At 58.8% G+C, this 19,544-nt stretch carries 22 protein-coding genes; 6 read left to right on the top strand and 16 right to left on the bottom strand.

Going from position 1 to position 19,544, the window contains the following annotated elements:
* The first annotated feature begins 28 nt into the window (after positions 1–28).
* From AWM79_RS11065 to tsaA, 3 genes are all read left to right on the top strand, one after another.
* Entirely contained in the window at positions 29–700 is a 672-nt protein-coding gene (locus AWM79_RS11065) for a COG3650 family protein (RefSeq protein WP_060782827.1), read from the top strand.
* A gap of 108 nt (positions 701–808) precedes the next feature.
* Positions 809–2,422 carry an NAD(P)/FAD-dependent oxidoreductase gene (locus tag AWM79_RS11060; protein ID WP_060782826.1) on the top strand — a complete coding sequence of 538 codons (1,614 nt, stop codon included), beginning with the start codon at positions 809–811 and terminating at the stop codon, positions 2,420–2,422.
* Between the two features lie 11 nt (positions 2,423–2,433).
* Positions 2,434–3,129, top strand: a complete 696-nt coding sequence (gene tsaA, locus AWM79_RS11055; RefSeq protein WP_017131045.1) for a tRNA (N6-threonylcarbamoyladenosine(37)-N6)-methyltransferase TrmO — start codon at positions 2,434–2,436, stop codon at positions 3,127–3,129.
* An 18-nt stretch (positions 3,130–3,147) separates the two neighbouring features.
* Here tsaA and AWM79_RS11050 read toward each other — a convergent pair whose 3' ends face one another.
* The gene (locus tag AWM79_RS11050) at positions 3,148–3,927 is read right to left on the bottom strand and encodes a ferredoxin--NADP reductase (RefSeq protein WP_017131046.1); all 780 of its coding nucleotides are present in this window, start codon (positions 3,925–3,927) and stop codon (positions 3,148–3,150) included.
* 136 nt (positions 3,928–4,063) lie between these two features.
* On the opposite strand from AWM79_RS11050, the gene AWM79_RS11045 reads away from it, so the two are divergent.
* Positions 4,064–4,990 carry a LysR family transcriptional regulator gene (locus AWM79_RS11045; RefSeq protein ID WP_017131047.1) on the top strand — a complete coding sequence of 309 codons (927 nt, stop codon included), beginning with the start codon at positions 4,064–4,066 and terminating at the stop codon, positions 4,988–4,990.
* An 86-nt stretch (positions 4,991–5,076) separates the two neighbouring features.
* Here AWM79_RS11045 and AWM79_RS11040 read toward each other — a convergent pair whose 3' ends face one another.
* From AWM79_RS11040 to AWM79_RS11030, 3 genes are all read right to left on the bottom strand, one after another.
* A complete protein-coding gene (locus AWM79_RS11040; protein WP_017131048.1) occupies positions 5,077–5,442 on the bottom strand; it encodes a diacylglycerol kinase in 366 nt (121 codons plus the stop codon).
* Positions 5,443–5,519: 77 nt separating this feature from the next.
* Complete coding sequence (gene erdR, locus AWM79_RS11035; RefSeq protein WP_017131049.1) at positions 5,520–6,167, bottom strand: response regulator transcription factor ErdR; 648 nt, start codon at positions 6,165–6,167, stop codon at positions 5,520–5,522.
* Between the two features lie 239 nt (positions 6,168–6,406).
* The gene (locus AWM79_RS11030) at positions 6,407–7,132 is read right to left on the bottom strand and encodes a tRNA-uridine aminocarboxypropyltransferase (protein WP_017131050.1); all 726 of its coding nucleotides are present in this window, start codon (positions 7,130–7,132) and stop codon (positions 6,407–6,409) included.
* A gap of 224 nt (positions 7,133–7,356) precedes the next feature.
* Between AWM79_RS11030 and AWM79_RS11025 the strand changes: the two genes are divergently transcribed.
* Positions 7,357–7,782: a PA3611 family quorum-sensing-regulated virulence factor gene (locus AWM79_RS11025; protein ID WP_017131051.1), complete on the top strand. Its 426-nt coding sequence runs from the start codon at positions 7,357–7,359 to the stop codon at positions 7,780–7,782.
* On the opposite strand, the gene AWM79_RS11020 is transcribed toward AWM79_RS11025, so the two are convergent.
* On the bottom strand, positions 7,783–7,977 hold the full coding sequence (locus AWM79_RS11020; protein ID WP_017131052.1) for a hypothetical protein: 195 nt from the start codon (positions 7,975–7,977) through the stop codon (positions 7,783–7,785).
* 323 nt (positions 7,978–8,300) lie between these two features.
* Between AWM79_RS11020 and AWM79_RS11015 the strand changes: the two genes are divergently transcribed.
* Positions 8,301–9,419: an LOG family protein gene (locus tag AWM79_RS11015; RefSeq protein ID WP_017131053.1), complete on the top strand. Its 1,119-nt coding sequence runs from the start codon at positions 8,301–8,303 to the stop codon at positions 9,417–9,419.
* Here the strand turns inward: AWM79_RS11015 and recX are convergent, their stop codons facing one another.
* The 11 genes from recX to AWM79_RS10960 form a co-directional block, all read right to left on the bottom strand.
* Positions 9,420–9,887 (bottom strand): recombination regulator RecX, encoded by a 468-nt coding sequence (gene recX / locus AWM79_RS11010; RefSeq protein WP_060782825.1) that lies wholly within the window; start codon positions 9,885–9,887, stop codon positions 9,420–9,422. It abuts the gene before it with no gap.
* An 8-nt stretch (positions 9,888–9,895) separates the two neighbouring features.
* Positions 9,896–10,960, bottom strand: coding sequence for a recombinase RecA (gene recA, locus AWM79_RS11005; RefSeq protein WP_017131055.1), 1,065 nt, complete (start codon positions 10,958–10,960; stop codon positions 9,896–9,898).
* An 83-nt stretch (positions 10,961–11,043) separates the two neighbouring features.
* Positions 11,044–11,544 (bottom strand): CinA family protein, encoded by a 501-nt coding sequence (locus AWM79_RS11000; RefSeq protein ID WP_017131056.1) that lies wholly within the window; start codon positions 11,542–11,544, stop codon positions 11,044–11,046.
* Positions 11,545–11,630: 86 nt separating this feature from the next.
* On the bottom strand, positions 11,631–12,167 hold the full coding sequence (locus AWM79_RS10995) for a lysis system spanin subunit (RefSeq protein WP_017131057.1): 537 nt from the start codon (positions 12,165–12,167) through the stop codon (positions 11,631–11,633).
* Positions 12,149–12,712 carry a glycoside hydrolase family 19 protein gene (locus AWM79_RS10990; RefSeq protein WP_017131058.1) on the bottom strand — a complete coding sequence of 188 codons (564 nt, stop codon included), beginning with the start codon at positions 12,710–12,712 and terminating at the stop codon, positions 12,149–12,151. Before AWM79_RS10990 ends, AWM79_RS10995 begins: the two co-directional genes overlap by 19 nt.
* A 438-nt stretch (positions 12,713–13,150) precedes the next feature.
* Positions 13,151–15,076, bottom strand: coding sequence for an acyltransferase family protein (locus AWM79_RS10985; RefSeq protein ID WP_060782824.1), 1,926 nt, complete (start codon positions 15,074–15,076; stop codon positions 13,151–13,153).
* A gap of 770 nt (positions 15,077–15,846) precedes the next feature.
* Positions 15,847–16,992 (bottom strand): tail fiber protein, encoded by a 1,146-nt coding sequence (locus AWM79_RS10980; protein ID WP_017131060.1) that lies wholly within the window; start codon positions 16,990–16,992, stop codon positions 15,847–15,849.
* A gap of 11 nt (positions 16,993–17,003) precedes the next feature.
* Complete coding sequence (locus AWM79_RS10975) at positions 17,004–17,603, bottom strand: YmfQ family protein (protein ID WP_017131061.1); 600 nt, start codon at positions 17,601–17,603, stop codon at positions 17,004–17,006.
* Positions 17,591–18,631, bottom strand: coding sequence for a baseplate J/gp47 family protein (locus AWM79_RS10970; protein ID WP_017131062.1), 1,041 nt, complete (start codon positions 18,629–18,631; stop codon positions 17,591–17,593). Before AWM79_RS10970 ends, AWM79_RS10975 begins: the two co-directional genes overlap by 13 nt.
* The gene (locus tag AWM79_RS10965) at positions 18,621–19,019 is read right to left on the bottom strand and encodes a phage GP46 family protein (protein WP_060782823.1); all 399 of its coding nucleotides are present in this window, start codon (positions 19,017–19,019) and stop codon (positions 18,621–18,623) included. Before AWM79_RS10965 ends, AWM79_RS10970 begins: the two co-directional genes overlap by 11 nt.
* Entirely contained in the window at positions 19,019–19,528 is a 510-nt protein-coding gene (locus AWM79_RS10960; protein ID WP_060782822.1) for a phage baseplate assembly protein V, read from the bottom strand. The genes AWM79_RS10965 and AWM79_RS10960 overlap by 1 nt, the downstream gene beginning before the upstream one ends.
* Positions 19,529–19,544 lie beyond the last annotated feature (16 nt).

The following is a 19,544-nucleotide window of genomic DNA, read 5'->3' as shown; positions in this document are numbered from 1 at the left end:
GTGGCGGCACTTGTCAGGAGAGCCCACGATGCATGCTGCCCGTTCTTTCATGTTCCTTGCCCTGCTGCCGCTGTTCGCCGGCTGCCAGATGCTCGCCCAGAAACCCTCGAACCCCACTGCCGGCCTGAGCCGGATGCAAGGCGAGCTCAGCCGCATCGACGACAAACTAGTGTTCCAGGCGTGCCAGGAACAACGGCGCTTTGTCGTCAAGGATAGTGGCAATACTGGCATCGCCCAGGAGGCCGCCAGCCTGTCGAGCCAGCCAGGCAAACTGTTCGTCGACCTGCGCGGCAGTTTTTCCGCGAGCACGGCCGACGGTTCCGATGGTCAGATGAACCTGCAACAGATCTATCGTCTGGAACGTGGCACCGGCACCTGCGGCGATCCGGACTTCAAGCGCCAGACAGTGATCGCCAACGGCCATGGTCCAGACTGGTCGTTCAAGGCCACCAGCACCGGCCTGGTGCTCAAGCGCGACCAGCAACCGGCCATCGTCCTACCGTACCTGGAAGAACAACTAGGCGATGGTCGCTTCAGTCTCAGTACCGAAGGCAACAACCAGCATATCGAGCTGTGGGTGGTCCCCCAGCGCTGCGTCGACAGCGTCACCGCCAGCGTGCAGAGCCTGAGCGCCGAGTTGCGGGTCAATGGCCAGGTCCAACGCGGCTGCGGCGTATTCGGCGGCGCACGTAACGACTGATTCGACGAACCGTCATTCAAGCCTCACGGAAAACCGCCGTTGGGGCTTATAATCACTGGTTTGTCGTAAAGCCGGCGCGCCTGCGTGGCCCGCACACTGGACCTTGTCATGCTACGAATCACCGAACTCAAGCTGCCGATCGACCATCCCGATGAAGACCTGCGGCCCGCCATTGTGCAGCGTCTGGGCATCGCCAGCACTGACCTGCTCGATTTCACCCTGTTCAAGCGCAGCTACGATGCCCGCAAGAAATCGTCCGAGCTGTGCTTCATCTACACCATCGACCTCTCGGTTCGGGGTGAGGACGCCCTGCTGAAGAAATTCGCCGAGGACCGCAACGTCAATCAGGCGCCCGACGTCAGCTATCAAGTGGTCGGCCAGGCACCGGCCGAGCTCGGCGCGCGCCCGATCGTGGTGGGCTTCGGTCCCTGCGGGATTTTCGCCGGCCTGCTGCTGGCGCAAATGGGCTTCAAGCCGATCATCCTCGAACGCGGCAAGGAAGTGCGCCAGCGCACCAAGGACACCTGGGGCCTGTGGCGCAAAAGCGTGCTCAATCCCGAGTCTAACGTGCAATTTGGCGAGGGCGGTGCCGGGACCTTCTCCGATGGCAAGCTCTACAGCCAAATCAAGGACCCCAAACACCACGGTCGCAAGGTCCTGCACGAGTTCGTCAAGGCCGGTGCGCCGGAAGAAATCCTCTACGTCAGCAAACCGCATATCGGCACCTTCCGCCTGACGGGCGTGGTCGAGAACATGCGCCAGCAGATCGAAGCCCTGGGCGGTGAAGTACGCTTCGAGCAACGGGTCACCGATGTGCTGATCGACGACGGCCAGTTGACCGGCGTCGTGCTCGACAGCGGCGAACGGTTGGACTCGCGCCATGTGATCCTGGCGCTCGGTCATAGCGCCCGCGACACCTTCCGCATGCTCCACCGCCGTGGCGTGTATATGGAAGCCAAGCCGTTCTCGGTGGGTTTTCGCATCGAGCACCCGCAGTCACTGATCGACAGTGCCCGCCTGGGCAAATACGCCGGGCACCCAAAACTGGGCGCCGCCGATTACAAGCTCGTGCATCACGCCAAGAACGGTCGTTCGGTCTACAGCTTCTGTATGTGCCCCGGCGGCACCGTCGTAGCCGCTACCTCGGAACCCAATCGAGTGGTGACCAACGGTATGAGCCAGTATTCGCGCAACGAGCGTAATGCCAACTCCGGTATTGTCGTCGGCATCACTCCTGAAGTGGATTATCCGGGCGGACCACTGGCCGGTATCGAGCTACAAGAGCGCCTGGAGTCCCACGCCTTCGTGCTCGGCGGCAGCAACTACGAGGCGCCAGCACAACTGGTCGGTGACTTCATCGCCGGCAAACCCTCCACCGCGCTAGGCAGCGTCGAGCCGTCCTACAAGCCGGGCGTGGCCCTGGGTGACTTGGCACTGGCCTTACCGGACTTCGCCATCGAAGCCATTCGCGAGGCCCTGCCGGCGTTCGAACGTCAGATCAAGGGCTATTCGCTACACGATGCGGTCCTGACCGGGATCGAAACCCGCACTTCATCACCGCTGCGCATCACCCGCAACGAATCGATGCAAAGCCTCAACGTCAAGGGCCTGTTCCCCGCTGGCGAAGGTGCCGGTTATGCCGGTGGCATCCTCTCGGCCGGGGTCGACGGCATCCGTATTGCCGAAGCCGTAGCCAGGGATATTCTGGGAATCGGCGCCTGAGGCCGACCGTCATGACCTATAGCGTCTCGCCCATCGGTTTCGTCCGCTCCTGCTTCAAGGAGAAATTCGCCATCCCGCGCCAGCCACAACTGGCGCCGGCGGCACGGGGCATACTGGAGCTGGTGGCGCCGTTCGACCGGGGCGATGCGGTGCAGGGACTGGAGCAGGTCAGCCATGTCTGGTTGCTGTTTCTGTTCCACCAGGCTTTGGAAGACAAGCCGCGACTCAAGGTCCGCCCACCACGCCTGGGGGGCAACCAATCCATCGGCGTGTTCGCTACCCGTGCGACCCATCGGCCAAATGGAATCGGCCAGTCCGTGGTCAAGCTGGATAAGGTCGAAGGCCATCGACTGTGGGTCTCGGGCATCGATCTGCTGGACGGCACGCCGATTCTCGATATCAAGCCCTACGTGCCCTACGCCGACCACGTCAGCGGTGCCGTCAACGGCATCGCCAGCGCGGCGCCGCCGTTGATTCCGGTACAGTGGACGGACGACGCCTTGCAACAGGCCCGGGACCACGCCTTGCGCCTGCAGGAGCCGTTGATTGCACTGATCGAGCAATGCCTGGCACAGGACCCGCGTCCGGCCTACCAGACGCCGACGCCCGAGCGCGAGTACGGCGCCCGGTTCTGGGACTTGAACGTGCGCTGGCATTACCCGCAAACGGCGGTGATTCGCGTGCTGGAAGTAACTCCCACCCGTTAAAAACCGTGGCGAGCGGGCCTATTTTTCGACAAACGCCCGCTCGATCAGGTAGTCACCCGGTTCGCGCATCCGTGGCGAAACAGTCAGGCCGAAGCTGTTGAGCACTTCGCTGGTCTCGTCGAGCATGCTCGGACTGCCGCACAACATGGCTCGGTCGTCCTGCGGGTTGATCGGTGGCAGGCCGATATCGCTGAACAGCTTGCCGCTACGCATCAGGTCGGTCAGGCGACCTTCGTTCTCGAACGGTTCACGGGTCACGGTCGGGTAGTAGATCAGTTTGTCACGCAGCGCCTCGCCGAAGAATTCGTTCTGCGGTAGGTGCTCGGTGATGAACTCGCGGTAGGCGACTTCGTTGACGTAACGCACGCCATGGCACAGGATCACCTTGTCGAAACGCTCGTAGGTTTCCGGGTCCTGGATCACGCTCATGAACGGTGCCAGGCCAGTACCGGTGCTTAGCAGATACAGGTGTTTGCCCGGCTTGAGGTCGTCGAGTACCAGGGTGCCTGTAGGCTTCTTGCTGATGATAATCTCATCGCCTTCCTTCAGGTGCTGCAACTGGGAGGTCAAAGGACCGTCCGGCACCTTGATGCTGAAGAATTCAAGATGTTCTTCCCAGTTCGGGCTGGCGATCGAATAAGCACGCATCAGCGGTCGACCGTTAGGCTGTTGCAGGCCGATCATCACGAACTGACCGTTTTCGAAGCGCAGGCCCGGGTCGCGGGTACACTTGAAGCTGAACAGAGTGTCATTCCAGTGGTGAACACTGAGGACGCGCTCGTGATTCATGTTGCTCATTGGGGTGTGACTCCTGGAAATTAGCTCTGCGCTGTCAGTAAACAGCTATCAAGACGCGCGATTGCATAGCATTCTAATGCCGGCGACAATATCTGTTAAATTAATTATCAAGATAAGGGTTATCGGTTATATAGATATGAGATTTACTCTCCGCCAACTTCAGGTATTCGTCACGGTCGCCCAACAGGAAAGCGTATCACGCGCCGCCGGGCTGCTGGCTCTTTCCCAATCAGCCGCGAGCACCTCGATCACCGAGCTCGAGCGGCAATCGAGCTGCCAGTTATTCGACCGTGCCGGCAAGCGCCTGAGCCTCAACGCCCTGGGCAAGCAGTTGCTGCCGCAAGCCGTGGCGTTGCTGGACCAGGCCAAGGACATCGAAGACCTGCTCAATGGCAAGTCCGGCTTCGGTTCACTGGCAGTGGGCGCCACCCTGACCATTGGTAATTACCTGGCGACGCTGTTGATCGGCAGCTTCATGCAACTGCACCCGGAGAGCCAGGTGAAACTGCATGTGCAGAACACGGCGAACATTGTGCAACAGGTCGCCCATTACGAAATTGACCTGGGTCTGATCGAAGGTGACTGCAGCCACCCGGATATCGAAGTGCAGACCTGGGTCGAAGACGAACTGGTGGTGTTTTGCGCCCCACAGCATCCGCTGGCAAAACGCGGTCGCACGACCTTGGCAGAGCTGACCCAGGAGGCCTGGATCCTGCGCGAGCAGGGCTCGGGGACGCGGCTGACCTTCGACCAGGCCATGCGGCATCACCGCAACGCGCTGAATGTCCGTCTGGAACTGGAACATACCGAAGCCATCAAGCGGGCGGTGGAATCGGGGCTGGGAATCGGCTGCATCTCGCGCCTGGCTTTGCGTGACGCGTTCCGCCGGGGCAGCCTGGTGCCGGTGGAAACGCCGGACCTGGACCTGGCGCGGCAATTCTACTTTATCTGGCACAAGCAGAAGTACCAGACCTCGGCCATGCGCGAATTCCTCGACCTGTGCCGCAACCTCACCGCCGGCGTCCAGCGTAGCGATGAGATCGTGTTGCCAACGATCGCCTAGGCTCCACAAAAAACCACCGAGCGGCGATCAAGCGAGCCGGTTTTTACCGCAGCACGATCGTCGCGTGGGCAGTTTTCGTGCAGCGCTTACAGAAGGATGACGGCCCAGACCAGGGCAATCATGCTCAGGGCGATGAACTGGGCGGCACTGCCCATGTCCTTGGCATTTTTCGACAACGGATGCCGGTCGAGAGAAATCCGGTCGATGGCCGCTTCCACCGCCGAGTTGAGCAACTCGACGATCAGCGCCAGCAGGCACACGGCAATCAATAGTGCGCGCTCGACCCGACCGACGTTGAGAACGAACGCCAGCGGGATCAACACCACGTTCAGCAGCACCAACTGACGAAACGCCGCCTCACCGGTGAACGCGGCGCGCAGGCCATCGAGGGAATATCCCGATGCGTTGAGGATACGTTTGAAACCGGTTTGACCTTTAAAAGGCGAAGACATAAGTAGGCAACTGAGCGAAAAGAGGTAGGAAAGCTAATTCAACAAAAGTCAAAAAAGCGTGAATAGTCGGTATTCTATCAGCTCGAAATTGATTCGAGCTGTTGCAGGAGCAAGGCAGCCTGGGTACGGGTCCGCACGCCCAGCTTGCGGAAGATCGCCGTGACGTGAGCCTTGATCGTCGCCTCGGACACACTCAGCTCATGGGCGATCTGTTTGTTCAGCAGCCCTTCGCAAACCCTGGTCAGCACCCGGAACTGCTGGGGTGTCAGACTGGCCAGACCGGCGCTGGCGGCCTTGGCCTCCTCGGAGACGCTGACAGCTTCGAAGGCCTGCGGTGGCCACCAGACATCGCCGTCGAGCACTGTGCGCACAGCCCTTTGAATCACCTCCAGGGAGCTGGATTTGGGGATAAAGCCACTGGCGCCGAATTCGCGGGAACGTACCACCACCGAGGCCTCTTCCTGAGCCGAGACCATGACTACCGGAATCTGCGGGTATTGGCCGCGCAGCAACACCAGACCGGAGAAACCGTAGGCGCCGGGCATGTTCAGGTCCAGCAGGACCAGGTCCCAATCGGCTTTCTCGGTCAGGCGGGTTTCCAGCTCGGCAATGCTCGCCACCTCCACCAGCCGTACATCGGGCCCAAGCCCAAGAGTCACCGCCTGATGCAATGCACTGCGAAAAAGAGGGTGGTCGTCGGCGATCAGGATTTCGTATGTGGTCATTTTCCCAATGATCCTGTTATTAGGCGAGCGTCGATCGGTTGGCGACTCGCCGAAACCTGTCAAAGCGACAACTTGCAAAAGCTGTGTACCACGAGGACAGGTTCCACGCTAAAAGCCCGGAACACCGGCCTGTCAACACTCTGGCGCAGGCGAATCGGCGCCAAGCATGACCAGCGCAGCCAAGGTGGTCAAGTTCGATACGTTACGGCACAGCCATCGACTGGCCAATAACAGTGCCATCATGCACATGGCACTGGAAGAAAAGACTTGAGTCGCCGATGGGCCTCATCATCCAGATCGAGCGGCAACTGGAATTTGGCGCCCAGGTAATGGGCAGTAAAGACCTCCAGCAAGGCACTCACCGCCTCGCCGGCACGGGTATCGCCCGCCAGCTCCAGGCACAAGGCGCCCACCTCCGCGGTGCAGAAGTGGTCGTCGCGTTTGGAGCGGCGCAATTTGTAGCGCGACAACTGCTCAAACTCCAGGCTCAGCACCGGGAAGCGCTCAAGATAAGGGCTTTTACGAAACATCTTGCGTGCCTCGGTCCAGGTCGCGTCTAGCAAGATAAACAACGGTCGCCTACCGTCTACCCGCTGTACCTGGGTTACCACCCGCTCCGGTGCCACGAATTCTCCCGGGAACACGATAAACGGTTGCCATTGAGGGTCGGCCAGCAAGGCCAGCAATTGCGGATCAACCTCGGTGCGCGACCAACTGAAGGCCGTGGTATCGGCGATCACATCGGCGATCAACCAACCGGTATTGCTCGGCTTCATCGGTTCGACATCGTGCATCAGCAGACATATCGCCGACTGCGCCGCGACCCGGGGGCGCCAGCCACACAGGCAATACTGCGCAATCACACGACAGCCCTCACAACGCTCGGCCCTTGAGCCCCGCGCGGTGAACGGCGCTTTGGCGCGGGCCAGGCGCTGGGCGCGCAGACGGGAAACCGCGTGGCTCATAAGCTGCAACGCTGACAAAAAGAAGGGCTGAACACGAAAATACGACTCACAGCGATAAAAAGTACGGGAAGTTTAACAGAGGCAATGGCGCCGTTTGAGCAGCGGCCCGTCGATACTGCCTTCAGCCCCTAGTAGGGCCTACAACTGCCCTCTATACTTCGCGACCACTGAACGCACAGTCCGGTAGCGGGTCGAAGCACCCGTGACCCCATCAGGAGAGTTTCATGCTGCGCCTTATCGTACCGTCCATCGCCCTTTTGCTGGCGTTGCCCTTCAGTGCCCAAGCGGCCTCGCTGAAGGATTTCGAACTGAACAAAATGCTGCAGGACGTCGCGCACAAGAGCAACCAAACCCTGCCTCGCGAACTCGACAACAATATCCTCGAAGTTGCCTACACGGTGGAAGGCAACCAGTTAATCGACCATCTCAGCGTGCAATCGGACTATGCCCAAAGCATGCGAGCCAATCCAAAGGCGGTCTACCTGCAACTGGGCGCCAGCGTTTGCCGTAACCCCAACTATCGAAAGCTGATGGCTCAGGGCGCGGTGATGCGCTACGAATTCACCGAGAACAAGAGCAACCGTCCCGTCGCCTCCGCACACTTCGTGGAAAGCGACTGCCCGAAAGCGACGCCGCCGAAGAAAAACTAATCACTGGCACGCCTGGCGTCGTTGTTCATCATCGGCGCGCAGCTCCGCCACCAGCGCTTGCATGTAGCGCGAGTGCCGTCTCGCGCCCTCCAGCCGTCGGCGACATTCATCCTCCAGGCTGAGTTGGTTGCTCAGTGCAGCCATCTGCAACAATTGATACAGCTCGTTATCGACTTCTAGCGTTATCCTCTCCATCACCCGCCTCCTTGTCATCCCGGTACAGATCCTACCACCTGAAAACACCGGCCTGGACCTGTCACACCGATGAAACGCTTCAGGCCAGCTTGTAATGTAAGTCAATCAGAGTAAGAAGTCGCGGGCACAACTTCTGACGAGCGGTGCACGTCATCCGCAACGCTACAACAAGCTGTTGCCAGACAAGACTTTATAGGCCCATGATCAATTCGCCAGGTCTCATGCAAAGACATTGAGCTGGCTATACAGCGGCGCATGCAGTCTCGCGGCAACGGTGAATATTTCGACCGTGCCAGAAGTTCTGTATATGAAGGAGAAGTTGAATGCCTTACCAATCGGATGACTTGCTGTCCCGTCATTTCCAGAGCAACGGTGTCGACCTGACCAGCAAGGTCGAAGAACAACTCAAGTGGGTTGCACCTGACAGCCCGAACCTCCCGCTTTATCGCGATATGATGCTGACCGTCCTGCGCATGGCCCAGGATGACCGCAATCGCTGGAACGCCAAGATCGTGCTGCAGGCCCTGCGTGAACTGGAGCATGCTTTTCGAGTGCTGGACCAGTTCAAGGGCCGCCGCAAGGTCACGGTGTTCGGCTCCGCCCGCACTCCCCTCGAACACCCACTGTACGCCCAAGCCAAGGAACTGGGCGCCGCCCTCGCCCACTCCGACCTGATGGTCATTACCGGTGGCGGTGGCGGTATCATGGCCGCCGCCCATGCCGGCGCCGGCCTAGAACACAGCCTGGGCTTTAATATCACCCTGCCCTTCGAACAGCAGGCGAATCCAACGGTCGACGGCACTGTTCACCTGCTGTCCTTCCATTTCTTCTTTACTCGCAAGCTGTTCTTCGTCAAGGAAGCTGACGCGCTGGTGCTGTGCCCAGGCGGATTCGGCACCCTCGATGAAGCGCTGGAAGTGCTGACCCTGATCCAGACCGGCAAAAGCCCGCTGGTGCCGGTGGTGTTGCTGGATACGCCTGGCGGCAGCTTCTGGAAAGGCGCCCTCGACTTCATCCGCAATCAGCTGGAGGCCAATCACTACATCCTGCCAAAGGACCTGAAGCTGGCCCGTCTGGTGTATAGCGCCGATGAGGCAGTGAAGGAAATCAACCAGTTCTACAGCAACTTCCACTCAAGCCGCTGGCTGAAGAATCAGTTCGTAATCCGCATGAACCATCCTCTCAACGAACAGGCACTGACGCAATTGGACGAGCAGTTCACCGACCTGTGTGTCAGCGGCGGTTTTCATCAGCATGCGTACACTGGCCAGGATCAGGACGAACCGCAATTCAGCCACCTGTCGCGGCTAGCGTTTCATTTTACCGCGCGGGACCAAGGGCGTTTGCGCGAGCTGGTGGACTTCATCAACCTGCCGGAAAACTGGAGCAAGGCCTGGATACCCGAGCAACAACAAGCCAGGGAGCCGATCAAAGTCTCGTGATCAGTCGTCCATGCCTCGGCCGCTGAACAAGCGACCGATCATTTCCATAGAATAACCCCGATAACTCAGGAAGCGTCCCTGCCGGGCACGCTCACGGGCGTCGACCGGCAGTTGCCCGGCAAACTTGCGCCGCCAGGTGTCTTCCAGTTGCGCCTGCCAATCCAGGCCACTTTCACGCAGGGCCTGCTCGATATCGCTGCGCTGAAGACCGCGCTGGCTCAGTTCCTCGCGAATGCGCAAAGGCCCATAGCCGGAACGGGCACGGTAAGAAACAAAGCTTTCGAGGTAACGGGATTCGGACAGCAGCCCCTCTTGCGTCAGACGGTCGAGTTCGCTGTCGATCATTTCGGGAGAAGCGCCGCGCTGGCGCAATTTGCGTGTCAGCTCGACTCGACCATGCTCGCGTCGTGCGAGCAGGTCCATGGCAGTACGCCGTACAGCAACAGGGGTATCCAGTACGGCGCTCATCGCTTCACTCAGAGGTCAGCGTCAGCCAGATCGTCTTCGGTTTCAACGATCGCGGCAGCGCCGGAGTTGGCTTTGGTATCAACGCCTGGGCTCAGCAACTTGTCACGCAGTTGCTTCTCAAGGGTCGCGGCGATTTCCGGGTTCTCCGCCAGAAACTTGGCCGAGTTGGCCTTGCCCTGACCGATCTTGCTGCCGTTGTAGCTGTACCAGGCACCGGACTTCTCGACGAAGCCGTGCAGCACGCCCAGGTCGATCATCTCACCATTGAGGTAGATACCCTTGCCGTAGAGAATCTGGAACTCGGCCTGACGGAACGGCGAAGCCACCTTGTTCTTGACCACCTTGACACGGGTTTCGCTGCCGACCACTTCATCGCCTTCCTTCACCGCGCCGGTACGGCGGATGTCCAGGCGAACCGAAGCGTAGAACTTCAGCGCGTTACCACCGGTAGTGGTTTCCGGGCTGCCGAACATCACGCCGATTTTCATGCGGATCTGGTTGATGAAAATCACCAGGCAGTTGGCGTTCTTGATGTTACCGGTGATCTTGCGCAGCGCCTGGGACATCAAGCGAGCCTGCAGGCCGACATGCATGTCACCCATTTCGCCTTCGATTTCCGCTTTTGGCACCAGTGCGGCCACGGAGTCGACGATGATCACGTCAACCGCGTTGGAACGTACCAGCATGTCGGTGATTTCCAGGGCCTGCTCGCCGGTGTCCGGTTGGGACACCAGCAGGTCGTCGACATTCACTCCCAGCTTGCCGGCGTATTCCGGGTCCAGGGCGTGTTCGGCATCGACGAAGGCACAGGTTGCACCGGCTTTCTGCGCCTGGGCGATGACGGAAAGCGTCAGGGTGGTCTTACCCGAGGATTCCGGGCCGTAGATTTCCACGATACGACCCTTTGGCAGACCGCCAATACCGAGCGCGATATCCAGGCCCAGGGAACCGGTGGAGATCGAAGGGATCGCCTGGCGGTCATGATCGCCCATACGCATCACGGCACCCTTGCCGAATTGACGTTCGATCTGACCCAAGGCCGCAGCCAAGGCTTTCTTCTTGTTGTCGTCCATTAAAGTCCTCACGTAATCAATAAGGCCTGACGGCCAACACCTGTATAAGTAGCCAGTATTATTCCACAGCCTCGGCGGATCGCCTACCCCTGTTTTGCGATTTCTGCTTCCGCCCGTCGCAACAGCCCTTCCAGTGCGGCCCGCACCGTCTGTCGACGGACCGCATCGCGGTCGCCGGGGAAGTGCCGGCGCTCGCTGTCGACCTCGTCGCCGACACCCCAGGCGAGCCAGACGGTGCCCACCGGCTTTTCCATCGACCCGCCGTCCGGCCCGGCCACGCCACTGACCGCCACGGCAAATTGCGCCGCGCTGTGGGCCTGGGCGCCACGGACCATGGCCTCGACCACTTCGCGGCTGACCGCACCGACCTGACCGAACAGGACCTCGGGCACCTGCAACTGGCGGGTCTTCTGTTGATTGGAATAGGTCACATAGCCGGCCTCGAACCAGGCCGAGCTGCCGGGAATCCGCGTGATCGCCTCGGCGATACCGCCGCCGGTACAGGACTCGGCCGTAGTGACCTGGGCGTTCAGAACCTGCAAACGCCGACCGAGTTCCACGGCCAGTTGGGTGATGTCGTCCACGTTGCTCTCCTGACGGGGCCGGTTGCGCAAAATGAACACCCTACATGAGCGCCTCGGACTTTCAAGCCGCGATGTGCATCCGCCGCTCAGTGCGACACCGCCTCGGCATACGCCTGACAGGCCTGCAAGGCAATCAGGGCGCGGTCGCCGTCGTCGGTGATGGCGATAATTCGTTGAGCATGCGCCGGGTCAAGTCGGGCGCGTGCGGCTGCATGAACCACGCCGCTGGCGGCGGTGGTGGCTGGCATCGCGCAGCCACTGGCAAGATCGCCTGCGTCGAGGAGGACTGACAACCGCAGATCAGCAGTGGCAATCCGATCGCGCAAGCGCGCCTGATCCTGTTGTACATCACTCAACTCCTTTGCATGGATCTGGTCGCTGGCCTGGAGCTGCTGCTCCAGGGCCAGGCGTTTATCCTGTTCGGCACGTTGCTGCGTTGCTGCGGCCAGGGCAATCTGGTGGAGCGTGTCGGCTTGCTGTCTGGCTTGATGCTCCAGTTGCAGGCCGTAACGCCAGTCCTGAATCCACCAGGCCAGCGCCGCCGAGCTGCCGGCCACAATGGCCAACAGCGCGACAGCGACGAATAGACGGTAAGGCGCCGGGATCAGATCGAGGAAACGCATAGCACCGCCCTCGCCCGCGCCCAGAGTTGCAATCGATCCTCGAGGCCGGTGAGGCCGCCGTTGATCTTGCGGGTGATGCTGTTGAATCGATCGGCATCGGCCAGTGCGTTCAACCCTTGTTGCTCCCAGAACCAGGCCGCCGACTCGGCAGCCCACTGCGGTTGCTCCAGCAGTTGCGGTTGTTGCAGCAAACGCTCGTCGCCGAACAGCGCGAGGCTGCATTGACGATAATTGCCATGCCCGCTGATCTGGAGCAGCCCACGACCGCGATAGCGCTGACCATCGCCGTCGGCATCCGGGGTATTGCCCAAGCGAATAGCGAGGGGGCCCGTATCGTATTTGCTCAGGTATTGATCACTGCCCAGCTCCCGCACGTGGCGCAGTTGCGCCGACTCATGACCCACCTGGGCCAGGAAGGCGGCGATGCGCTTGGGGGTGTTGATTTGATGGCGGGACATGGCGGTGTTGAGAGCGGATACAAAAACGCCCGCTTGGGAGCGGGCGTCGGGCATGATTTGCAGCAACTGCTGCTGGGTAACGGACATGGTTTTCTCCGGGCATAAAAAAGTTTTCGCGGATTGCCGGGAAAATCGCTCTTGATTTTCATGAAAAAGAACTCGCTACGCTGGTAATCGTAGGCCATGTACTGGATCACCCGCACCCAGTTGATCCGGACTGAATATCCATGGCAATTTTTTCAGCGTTGTCGCCCCAAAACCGCGTCCTGGTGCTGCCGAAGTCCCAGTTAAGGGCCGAGTATGTGGCGGTTTTCCCTGCTCGGTTGGCGTTAAGGCGCAACGCTTAGGAGTGACAATCAAGCAATACGCACCCTCCTTTTTGATCAGATCAGCCACCATCACAAAGGTGTACTCCTCCTGCTGGCCATCCTCATAGGTAAGCAACGCAACAACAGTGGTTGTACCGCCCCGGCGAGGGGGCATTTTGACGTTCTCGACCTTAAGCGCGCGTTTGCCGCCGAGGAACTACTCAAGGCTGATCGGCATTGAGGAGGGCTGAGAGATGATTCCCTTAAACAGCCCCCTCAATTGTTCGTTACCCGCGTCAACCAAATGATTGTCATCGTAATAAAGGGATACGCCGTTTTTCGATCCCATGCACTGCCCAGCAGGACAAAGATATGGGACTGGGTCGATCACTCGCTCATTACACTGCTTGGCAGCAGCTTCAATCGCACCGTTGGCTGTGCGGTTGCGGCTCTCATAGTCACGTAGCGGAATCGTGATATCCGACTTGCTCTGAAACACCCTGGCATGCAAGTTTAGCCCCTTATAAATACTGAACGGCATTTCTGGAATTGGTTTGACGATGTAAACAGGATGGTTTTCAGCTATAGCGCACACCGTGCTGACATACTCGACCGTATAGCTTACGTCCCGAGACAACTTATCCTGCTGAGAATCGCCATTGAAATAGACCTGAAAACCATTTTCTCTGCTCGGCTCCAAGTATAGAGATGCCCGGCTAAACAGAACAACCGGTACACCATGATATGAATCTTTCAGCGTCGCCAGTTTTTCGCCCATAAATCCACGGCATTTGCTTTCAAACTCTTTATTATGCATTTCGAAATTTTTCAGGGTTGGGCATCCGCCACGAGCCCATTCTAAAGCAGCTTCTTTATTTTCCATCTGAACAGCCGCGGCAGTAGATTGCGCGTGACTGTCACCGAAGATAATCACTGAAATTTCCCCTGTACCCAGCTTGCAGTCAGCCGCACCGTACTCGTTGGGGTAGCACTCTTGCTTGTACATCTTGCTTGTATAATCCGGCTGACCCAACTCCAGGAATGAGAACCTGATGTCAGGATGTTTTTTGACAAGTGAGGCAATGATTGCAGACACTCCAACTGCCACAACAAGGAATGCCGCGTACTTGAAAATGGCTTTGGGGGCTGATGCAAAATTCTTCGATTTAGACTCTACAAAATAGAACGATAGAGCGCCGAGTGCGAATGATAGGAATATCGAAGCCAGTACATAAGCTGAACTTTCGAGCAGCCCACATATGTAGAGAAATACCACTATAGGCCAGTGCCACAGATACACGGAATAGGAAATCCCCCCAGTGAACTGAAGGGTTTTGTTGGCACTGAATATTGAGTGAGTGTTTCCGTAGATAACCAATACTGTGCCCATCACAGGAAGAAGGGCCAGATAGCCTGGCCAGAAATCCTGCTCGGAAAAGTAGAAAATCCCCACCAGAATTGCTGCCAGCCCCAGCGCCTCAAACACATAACAGGCTCGCTTACCGAGTTGCAGGGGAAACAGGAATGCCAGCCCCCCGGCAATCATCTCCCATGCTCTTGTGGGAAGCATGTAGAACGCAAAAACCGGAGCAATCTTGGTCATGTATACAGATGCAACCAAGGACGCCGTTGCAAGCAGCACAAGGGCTACCTTTGTTACTTTTACGCCCGTATGCTTAAATAATAACATTAATAGAACGGGATAGAGCATATAGAACTGCCATTCTACGGATAATGACCAAGTATGCAACAACCAATTTTCGTGCAAGGGTGCGTCAAAATAGTTCCCTTCTTTTGCGAAATCAAAGTTTGAACTGAAGAGCAGGGCACTCTTGATGGTCTTGATCGAGTCGCGGTAGTCATCCAACGGCAGGTACAAAAACCCGAATATCAGGAGTGCAATACACAAGACCAACAATGCAGGAATAATTCTCCTCGCCCTGGAGGCGTAAAAACTGAGCAACGAAAACTGCTGCTCTTGCAGTCCTTTGAAGATAATCCCGGTCATCAAAAAACCAGAAATTACAAAGAAAATATCTACTCCTGTAAAGCCCCCGCCAAACCCCCTGATTTTGAAGTGAAAAAGCACTACGGATATGACCGCAACTGCCCGTAACGCATTTATGTTTTTTCTAAACTGCATTTGTTTTTCCGTTACTTTGGTGATATCAGCGCGGCCCGATGGGCCTGAAGGCTATTCATCGTCGCATTTTTCCTCGCTATCCGGCCTCCTTAACGCGTTACACAGCCGTTTAAAGACTCACATAAATAGGTCCGCCCTAAACGCTCGACCTACTCGACTCTCGAAGAATGCAGAATGCCCAACAACCAATCGACCGACGGGCGGCCAACCCTTCATGCCTACCTCCAACCTTGTATTGCACAATGCTACCTTCGCCCCTGTCAAGACCGACAGGTGAAAGTGGACATGCGGGTATCAACCCAGCGCCCACCATTGCTGGTCCACATGGATCGATAGGACGGTATCCATAGCATCAACTATAAGCCCTTGGTTTGAACCAAGGTATCACCCACGGCGTGCATTTTCGGCACATCAACACAGAGCAGCCCCTCACCGCATCCTCTTGGTAATCGTTCATGACCGCCTCGATAGAAGGGCTCCAGTTCTGTTGTCAGTGCCTACCATGAGATTACGGCGTCGATTTCAACCAGAAAACGGTCGCGACGCCTCAGCTTATTCTTGGTGGTGTATTCAAGGGTGGAAAAGTTCGACTGCATGGCAGGCAGACTGGCTGTTGTGCAGGGTGGCTGACCCTCTCAAATCAAGCGTTATGGCGGAACTGCTTGGAGAGGGACAAGAATAAATCAGCGTTTCCCTAAACATAATTGATGCCTCATGATTCCTTGTTCGTCAGGAGTAGAGGCGCGAAGATCTCCCCACGACAGAAGAACTCAGTACTTGATGACGTAGAGCAACGCCATGTTGCGTGGCCGAGACTCATTCCCACCCGATGCGGCAACTGTAATCGCATGTGTATGATCTTCTGTCTGGGCAACACTGATCACGTGTGTATGATCCACAGCAGCATTTATGGTCAGAGTGTGCGAGTGCGCGCCCGCCGCATTGGTGTATTGGGTCCCATAAGCTTGACGCCCACCACCAACACTCCCGTTGTCAAGATCGGTATACCCCATGGTTAAACCGTGTTGATGGTTCCCATCGGTCGATGTGCTACCTGTATGAGTATGTTCCCCGGCGGCTCCGGAGGACGCCGTGTGATTGTGCGACCCTGCAGCTCCTGAGCTGGCTCCATGGTTGTGGGAGGCATTCTGCGAATCCTGAAAACTACCGAGCGTCCTCCCCGAGTCAACACCTCGCCCATCATCCCAACCTCGGATGAACTCTCCTCGAAAATCCGGAAGATTGAAAGTCGATACGCCGTCCCCTTCACCGAAACGAATATCAATGGCACTAAAAAGTGCGGGGTATTGAGCACGTGAAACCGCATCACCATTGCACTTGAGCCAGCCTTTGGGCGGCTGTGTGGTCGCAACAGCCTTGACGTCCCCTACATCGGCGCCAGTCTGTTTGGCTGCTCCGGAACTCGCAATCAGAACCCACGCCCCATCACCAATCGAGCCGTTCCACTGCACCCATACATCGCCGCCAGCAACGATTTCACCGCCGAGTAACGGCACATGATCAATACCGAGGATTGATTTTGGGGCCAAGCCATTAGGTGAAAAGGTGCTGGCTCCGGTGTTGCCAGTCAGGGCCTTGAAACGTAACGTCACACCATCTACAAGTGCCGTGAGAGCCGGAGCATAAGTCGCAATATAGGTGCCAGCCCCCCCCGTATCCAAAGCATACTTAACAGAGTCAAATTGACTCATCTTCTGGATAGACAGCAGTAGTTGCCCAAGATCGGCTTCATCAGGAACCAGACCAGCCGCCTTAACTACATTCACAATTTCATCAGTAATTGAATTCCCCCACTCCGCTGGTATCAGTGAACCTGACGCGCCCGTCACCGGATTCTCATCTACGAACTTGCCGTTCACCAACCCTACACTGGGTACACTCTTTGGATAATCCATACTCTCAACCTCTAATCATAATTAATATGCACCAGCGTATGTGCTGGCGCGGTGCGGTGTATCAGGCATTCCAGGGCGCTGCCGGGGTTGGCGCCGAAGCGCTCGCCCCAGTAGCTGGCACCGAAACGACGGCCCATAAGCAACCGCCCGCCGGTATTAAGCGTCCACATGAATTGCGCCTGCCAGGTGCCGAAACGCGCCTTGCCGAACCGTGCCCGGCCCATGCGCGGGGTCTGCAGTTCGGTGACGCTGGCATTCGGATAACCCTGGCTGCGGGCGATATCGATGAAGTAGCCGATGCTCTGGTCGCCCACCGCCAGCAGGCGCCGACGCACCGCCAGGCGACGGTCGTCGAACAGCGGCTTGGGACCCAGGCACGGGTCAGGCAGGTTCATCACCCGCTCCCAGTCCGGCACCAGCTCGCTGACGGTCACCGGGTCCACTTCGTTGATCAGGTCGACCGCGCGGGCATCGACCCGCGCCAGCTCCTGGGCAATGCCCAACAGCACCTGCTGGATCTGCGGCACCTGTTCCGGATCCCACGCGGGACCGGCCGGCAGCAGGCTGCGCAGTTGCTCTTGGTATTGCGCGGCGGTTCTTATTCCAGCCATACGCAGCCTCCGAAGGTCAGCAACTGGTTGGTGGCCGCGGGCACATCGGCGGACGGCGTGACCAGCAGATGATCGTTCTCGCCACTGGCGCTGCTGATGGATTCGGCGATATGGGTCAGCAACAGGGTTTCCCCCAGACCGCCTTCACGGTTGTGCAGATCGCGCAGTTGCGCCTCGACCGCAGCGCGGGTGGCGCTGGTATCCGGCACCAGGCGCAGGGTGTAGGTGATCGGCACCAGCACCGGCGCCAGCACCTGCAACTGCGCCGTCACCGGCCGCAATGGCTCGATATAGGCCTGGACCAGCGCCAGTTGCGCGGCATCCGGCAGCGGCACGGGGTCGTCGTCACGCATGACAAACAACCCGACAGTGCCCGGCCCCAGGTAGTTGCCACGGCACCAGGCCCGAGTAATGCCCTGGCACTCCAGCGCCCAGGTTTCGTAGTCAGCCGCCGAACCGCCATGGGGCGTGACGCGATATGAGCGAATAACCCGCGCGCGCAGGGACTCAAGGCTTTCCTGCGCCACACCGCCGGTCAGGCCCGGCGTCAGTACCGTGAAGGTGTTGCCGATACCTTGCACCGGCTGCACCGGAAACAGGGTCAGGCCGGCATCGGCATTGCCCAGGCTGCCGGCATCCAACGCCTGGATCGGCGCGGTGTTGGTGCCGTCGCTGGTGGTGCCGCCGAGGGTCACCTTGTAGCTGCGACCGTCACTGGTCTGCAGTAGGGTGTCGGCGTCCAGCACCGCTCCGGCGGCGGCGCTAAAACCGACGCTGCCAACGGCGGCCTGAGCGGCCTTGCGCGGTTGGTGCAGACGCAGTGCGGCAATACGCTCCAGGGTGGTTTCGTCGGCGGTGTCGGGCAGGATCTGCTCGGCGATCCAGTCGAGGTAACCGTACAGGCCGAAGGCGGCGCCACTGAGCGTGCGGGCCAGGACCTGGGCATCGGACTGGCGCAGCGAATCGCTGGCCAGGTCGCTTTGGGTGCGGTTGATCAGCACCGGCAGCGAAGGGGTTTCAAACGGCATAAGTCACCTGCCAACTGTTGTTCGGGTTGATATCCAGGCGCTCGCCGCCGGCCAGGATCAGAACCGTGCGCAGGTTCAGTCGCTGGGCGTCGAGCCGTTCGGTGGTAATCTCGATGGCACTGCAATGGCCGTCGTCGATCAACCATTGCAGGGCTTCACGGGCATAGAATTGGGCGTCGAGCTGAGTCCGCGCGGTCAGCTTGACCCGTCGCAACAGCCACAGCCGCGAACCGATGCGGTCGTCGCTCACCACCGGAAAACTGTCGCCCCACCAACCGAAACGTTCATCGTCGTCGATAGGATCGTCAGAGTTGGCGCGACGCCAGGTGAACAGACTGATCAGCACCGAACGGGTCAGCGCCGCCTTGAGGTTATGGGAGACGAACATCAGGCACCTCCCGCCGGTACGCCAGTCTGGCCGGTGCCTGGCTGGATACCGCCGTGTACATGCTGGATCTGGCTGATGCCGCCGGCGAGTTGGTCGCCCTGGGAGACGATCTTGCCGGTCTGGGTCAAGGTCGGGCTGTCGAGGTTGATGGCGGTGCTGGCGCGGATGTTCAGGGTGCCGGTGTCGATATTGATGATTCTTCCGCGCTTGAAGTGGATCCGGTCGCCTTCGTCGGTGTAGAGGGCGATCTCACCAGGGGCGAGGTTTTGCAGGCGATAGCGGCGGTCGGCGACCACCAGCACGATGCCGTGGGAGCGATCGCCGCCGAGAAAGGTCGCGATGCCTTCGGCGCCGGCCAGTGGGTTGCTGGTGAAACCGTAGGGCTCGAAATGCTCCATGTCGTCGTTCACTTCACCGGCGGTCAGGCGCATTTGCAGCGATTGCAGTTTATTGGCCGAATTGGCAAGCACGACGGTGCCGCGCGCCAGTAGGCGTGTCAGTAGGCTCATGGTCAGTTCCTTGGGC

Origin of the sequence: Pseudomonas agarici (genome assembly GCF_001543125.1) — a bacterium.
Taxonomy (GTDB): domain Bacteria; phylum Pseudomonadota; class Gammaproteobacteria; order Pseudomonadales; family Pseudomonadaceae; genus Aquipseudomonas; species Aquipseudomonas agarici.
The sequence above is the reverse complement of the archived record's forward strand: the minus strand, read 5'-3'. Positions and strand labels throughout refer to the sequence as shown.

Bases quoted from the DNA above. Each gene is read 5' to 3' on its own strand.
- recA (WP_017131055.1), bottom strand. From the start codon at position 10,960: ATGGACGACAACAAGAAGAAAGCCTTGGCTGCGGCCTTGGGTCAGATC.
- erdR (WP_017131049.1), bottom strand. From the start codon at position 6,167: ATGACCACATACGAAATCCTGATCGCCGACGACCACCCTCTTTTTCGC.
- AWM79_RS11065 (WP_060782827.1), top strand. From the start codon at position 29: ATGCATGCTGCCCGTTCTTTCATGTTCCTTGCCCTGCTGCCGCTGTTC.
- AWM79_RS10980 (WP_017131060.1), bottom strand. From the start codon at position 16,992: ATGGATTATCCAAAGAGTGTACCCAGTGTAGGGTTGGTGAACGGCAAG.
- AWM79_RS11050 (WP_017131046.1), bottom strand. From the start codon at position 3,927: ATGAGCAACATGAATCACGAGCGCGTCCTCAGTGTTCACCACTGGAAT.
- AWM79_RS11015 (WP_017131053.1), top strand. From the start codon at position 8,301: ATGCCTTACCAATCGGATGACTTGCTGTCCCGTCATTTCCAGAGCAAC.
- AWM79_RS11030 (WP_017131050.1), bottom strand. From the start codon at position 7,132: ATGAGCCACGCGGTTTCCCGTCTGCGCGCCCAGCGCCTGGCCCGCGCC.
- AWM79_RS10985 (WP_060782824.1), bottom strand. From the start codon at position 15,076: ATGCAGTTTAGAAAAAACATAAATGCGTTACGGGCAGTTGCGGTCATA.
- AWM79_RS10975 (WP_017131061.1), bottom strand. From the start codon at position 17,603: ATGGCTGGAATAAGAACCGCCGCGCAATACCAAGAGCAACTGCGCAGC.
- AWM79_RS10960 (WP_060782822.1), bottom strand. From the start codon at position 19,528: ATGAGCCTACTGACACGCCTACTGGCGCGCGGCACCGTCGTGCTTGCC.
- AWM79_RS11025 (WP_017131051.1), top strand. From the start codon at position 7,357: ATGCTGCGCCTTATCGTACCGTCCATCGCCCTTTTGCTGGCGTTGCCC.
- AWM79_RS11060 (WP_060782826.1), top strand. From the start codon at position 809: ATGCTACGAATCACCGAACTCAAGCTGCCGATCGACCATCCCGATGAA.
- AWM79_RS10965 (WP_060782823.1), bottom strand. From the start codon at position 19,019: ATGTTCGTCTCCCATAACCTCAAGGCGGCGCTGACCCGTTCGGTGCTG.
- AWM79_RS10995 (WP_017131057.1), bottom strand. From the start codon at position 12,167: ATGCGTTTCCTCGATCTGATCCCGGCGCCTTACCGTCTATTCGTCGCT.
- AWM79_RS10970 (WP_017131062.1), bottom strand. From the start codon at position 18,631: ATGCCGTTTGAAACCCCTTCGCTGCCGGTGCTGATCAACCGCACCCAA.
- tsaA (WP_017131045.1), top strand. From the start codon at position 2,434: ATGACCTATAGCGTCTCGCCCATCGGTTTCGTCCGCTCCTGCTTCAAG.
- AWM79_RS10990 (WP_017131058.1), bottom strand. From the start codon at position 12,712: ATGTCCGTTACCCAGCAGCAGTTGCTGCAAATCATGCCCGACGCCCGC.
- AWM79_RS11045 (WP_017131047.1), top strand. From the start codon at position 4,064: ATGAGATTTACTCTCCGCCAACTTCAGGTATTCGTCACGGTCGCCCAA.
- AWM79_RS11040 (WP_017131048.1), bottom strand. From the start codon at position 5,442: ATGTCTTCGCCTTTTAAAGGTCAAACCGGTTTCAAACGTATCCTCAAC.
- AWM79_RS11020 (WP_017131052.1), bottom strand. From the start codon at position 7,977: ATGGAGAGGATAACGCTAGAAGTCGATAACGAGCTGTATCAATTGTTG.
- recX (WP_060782825.1), bottom strand. From the start codon at position 9,887: ATGAGCGCCGTACTGGATACCCCTGTTGCTGTACGGCGTACTGCCATG.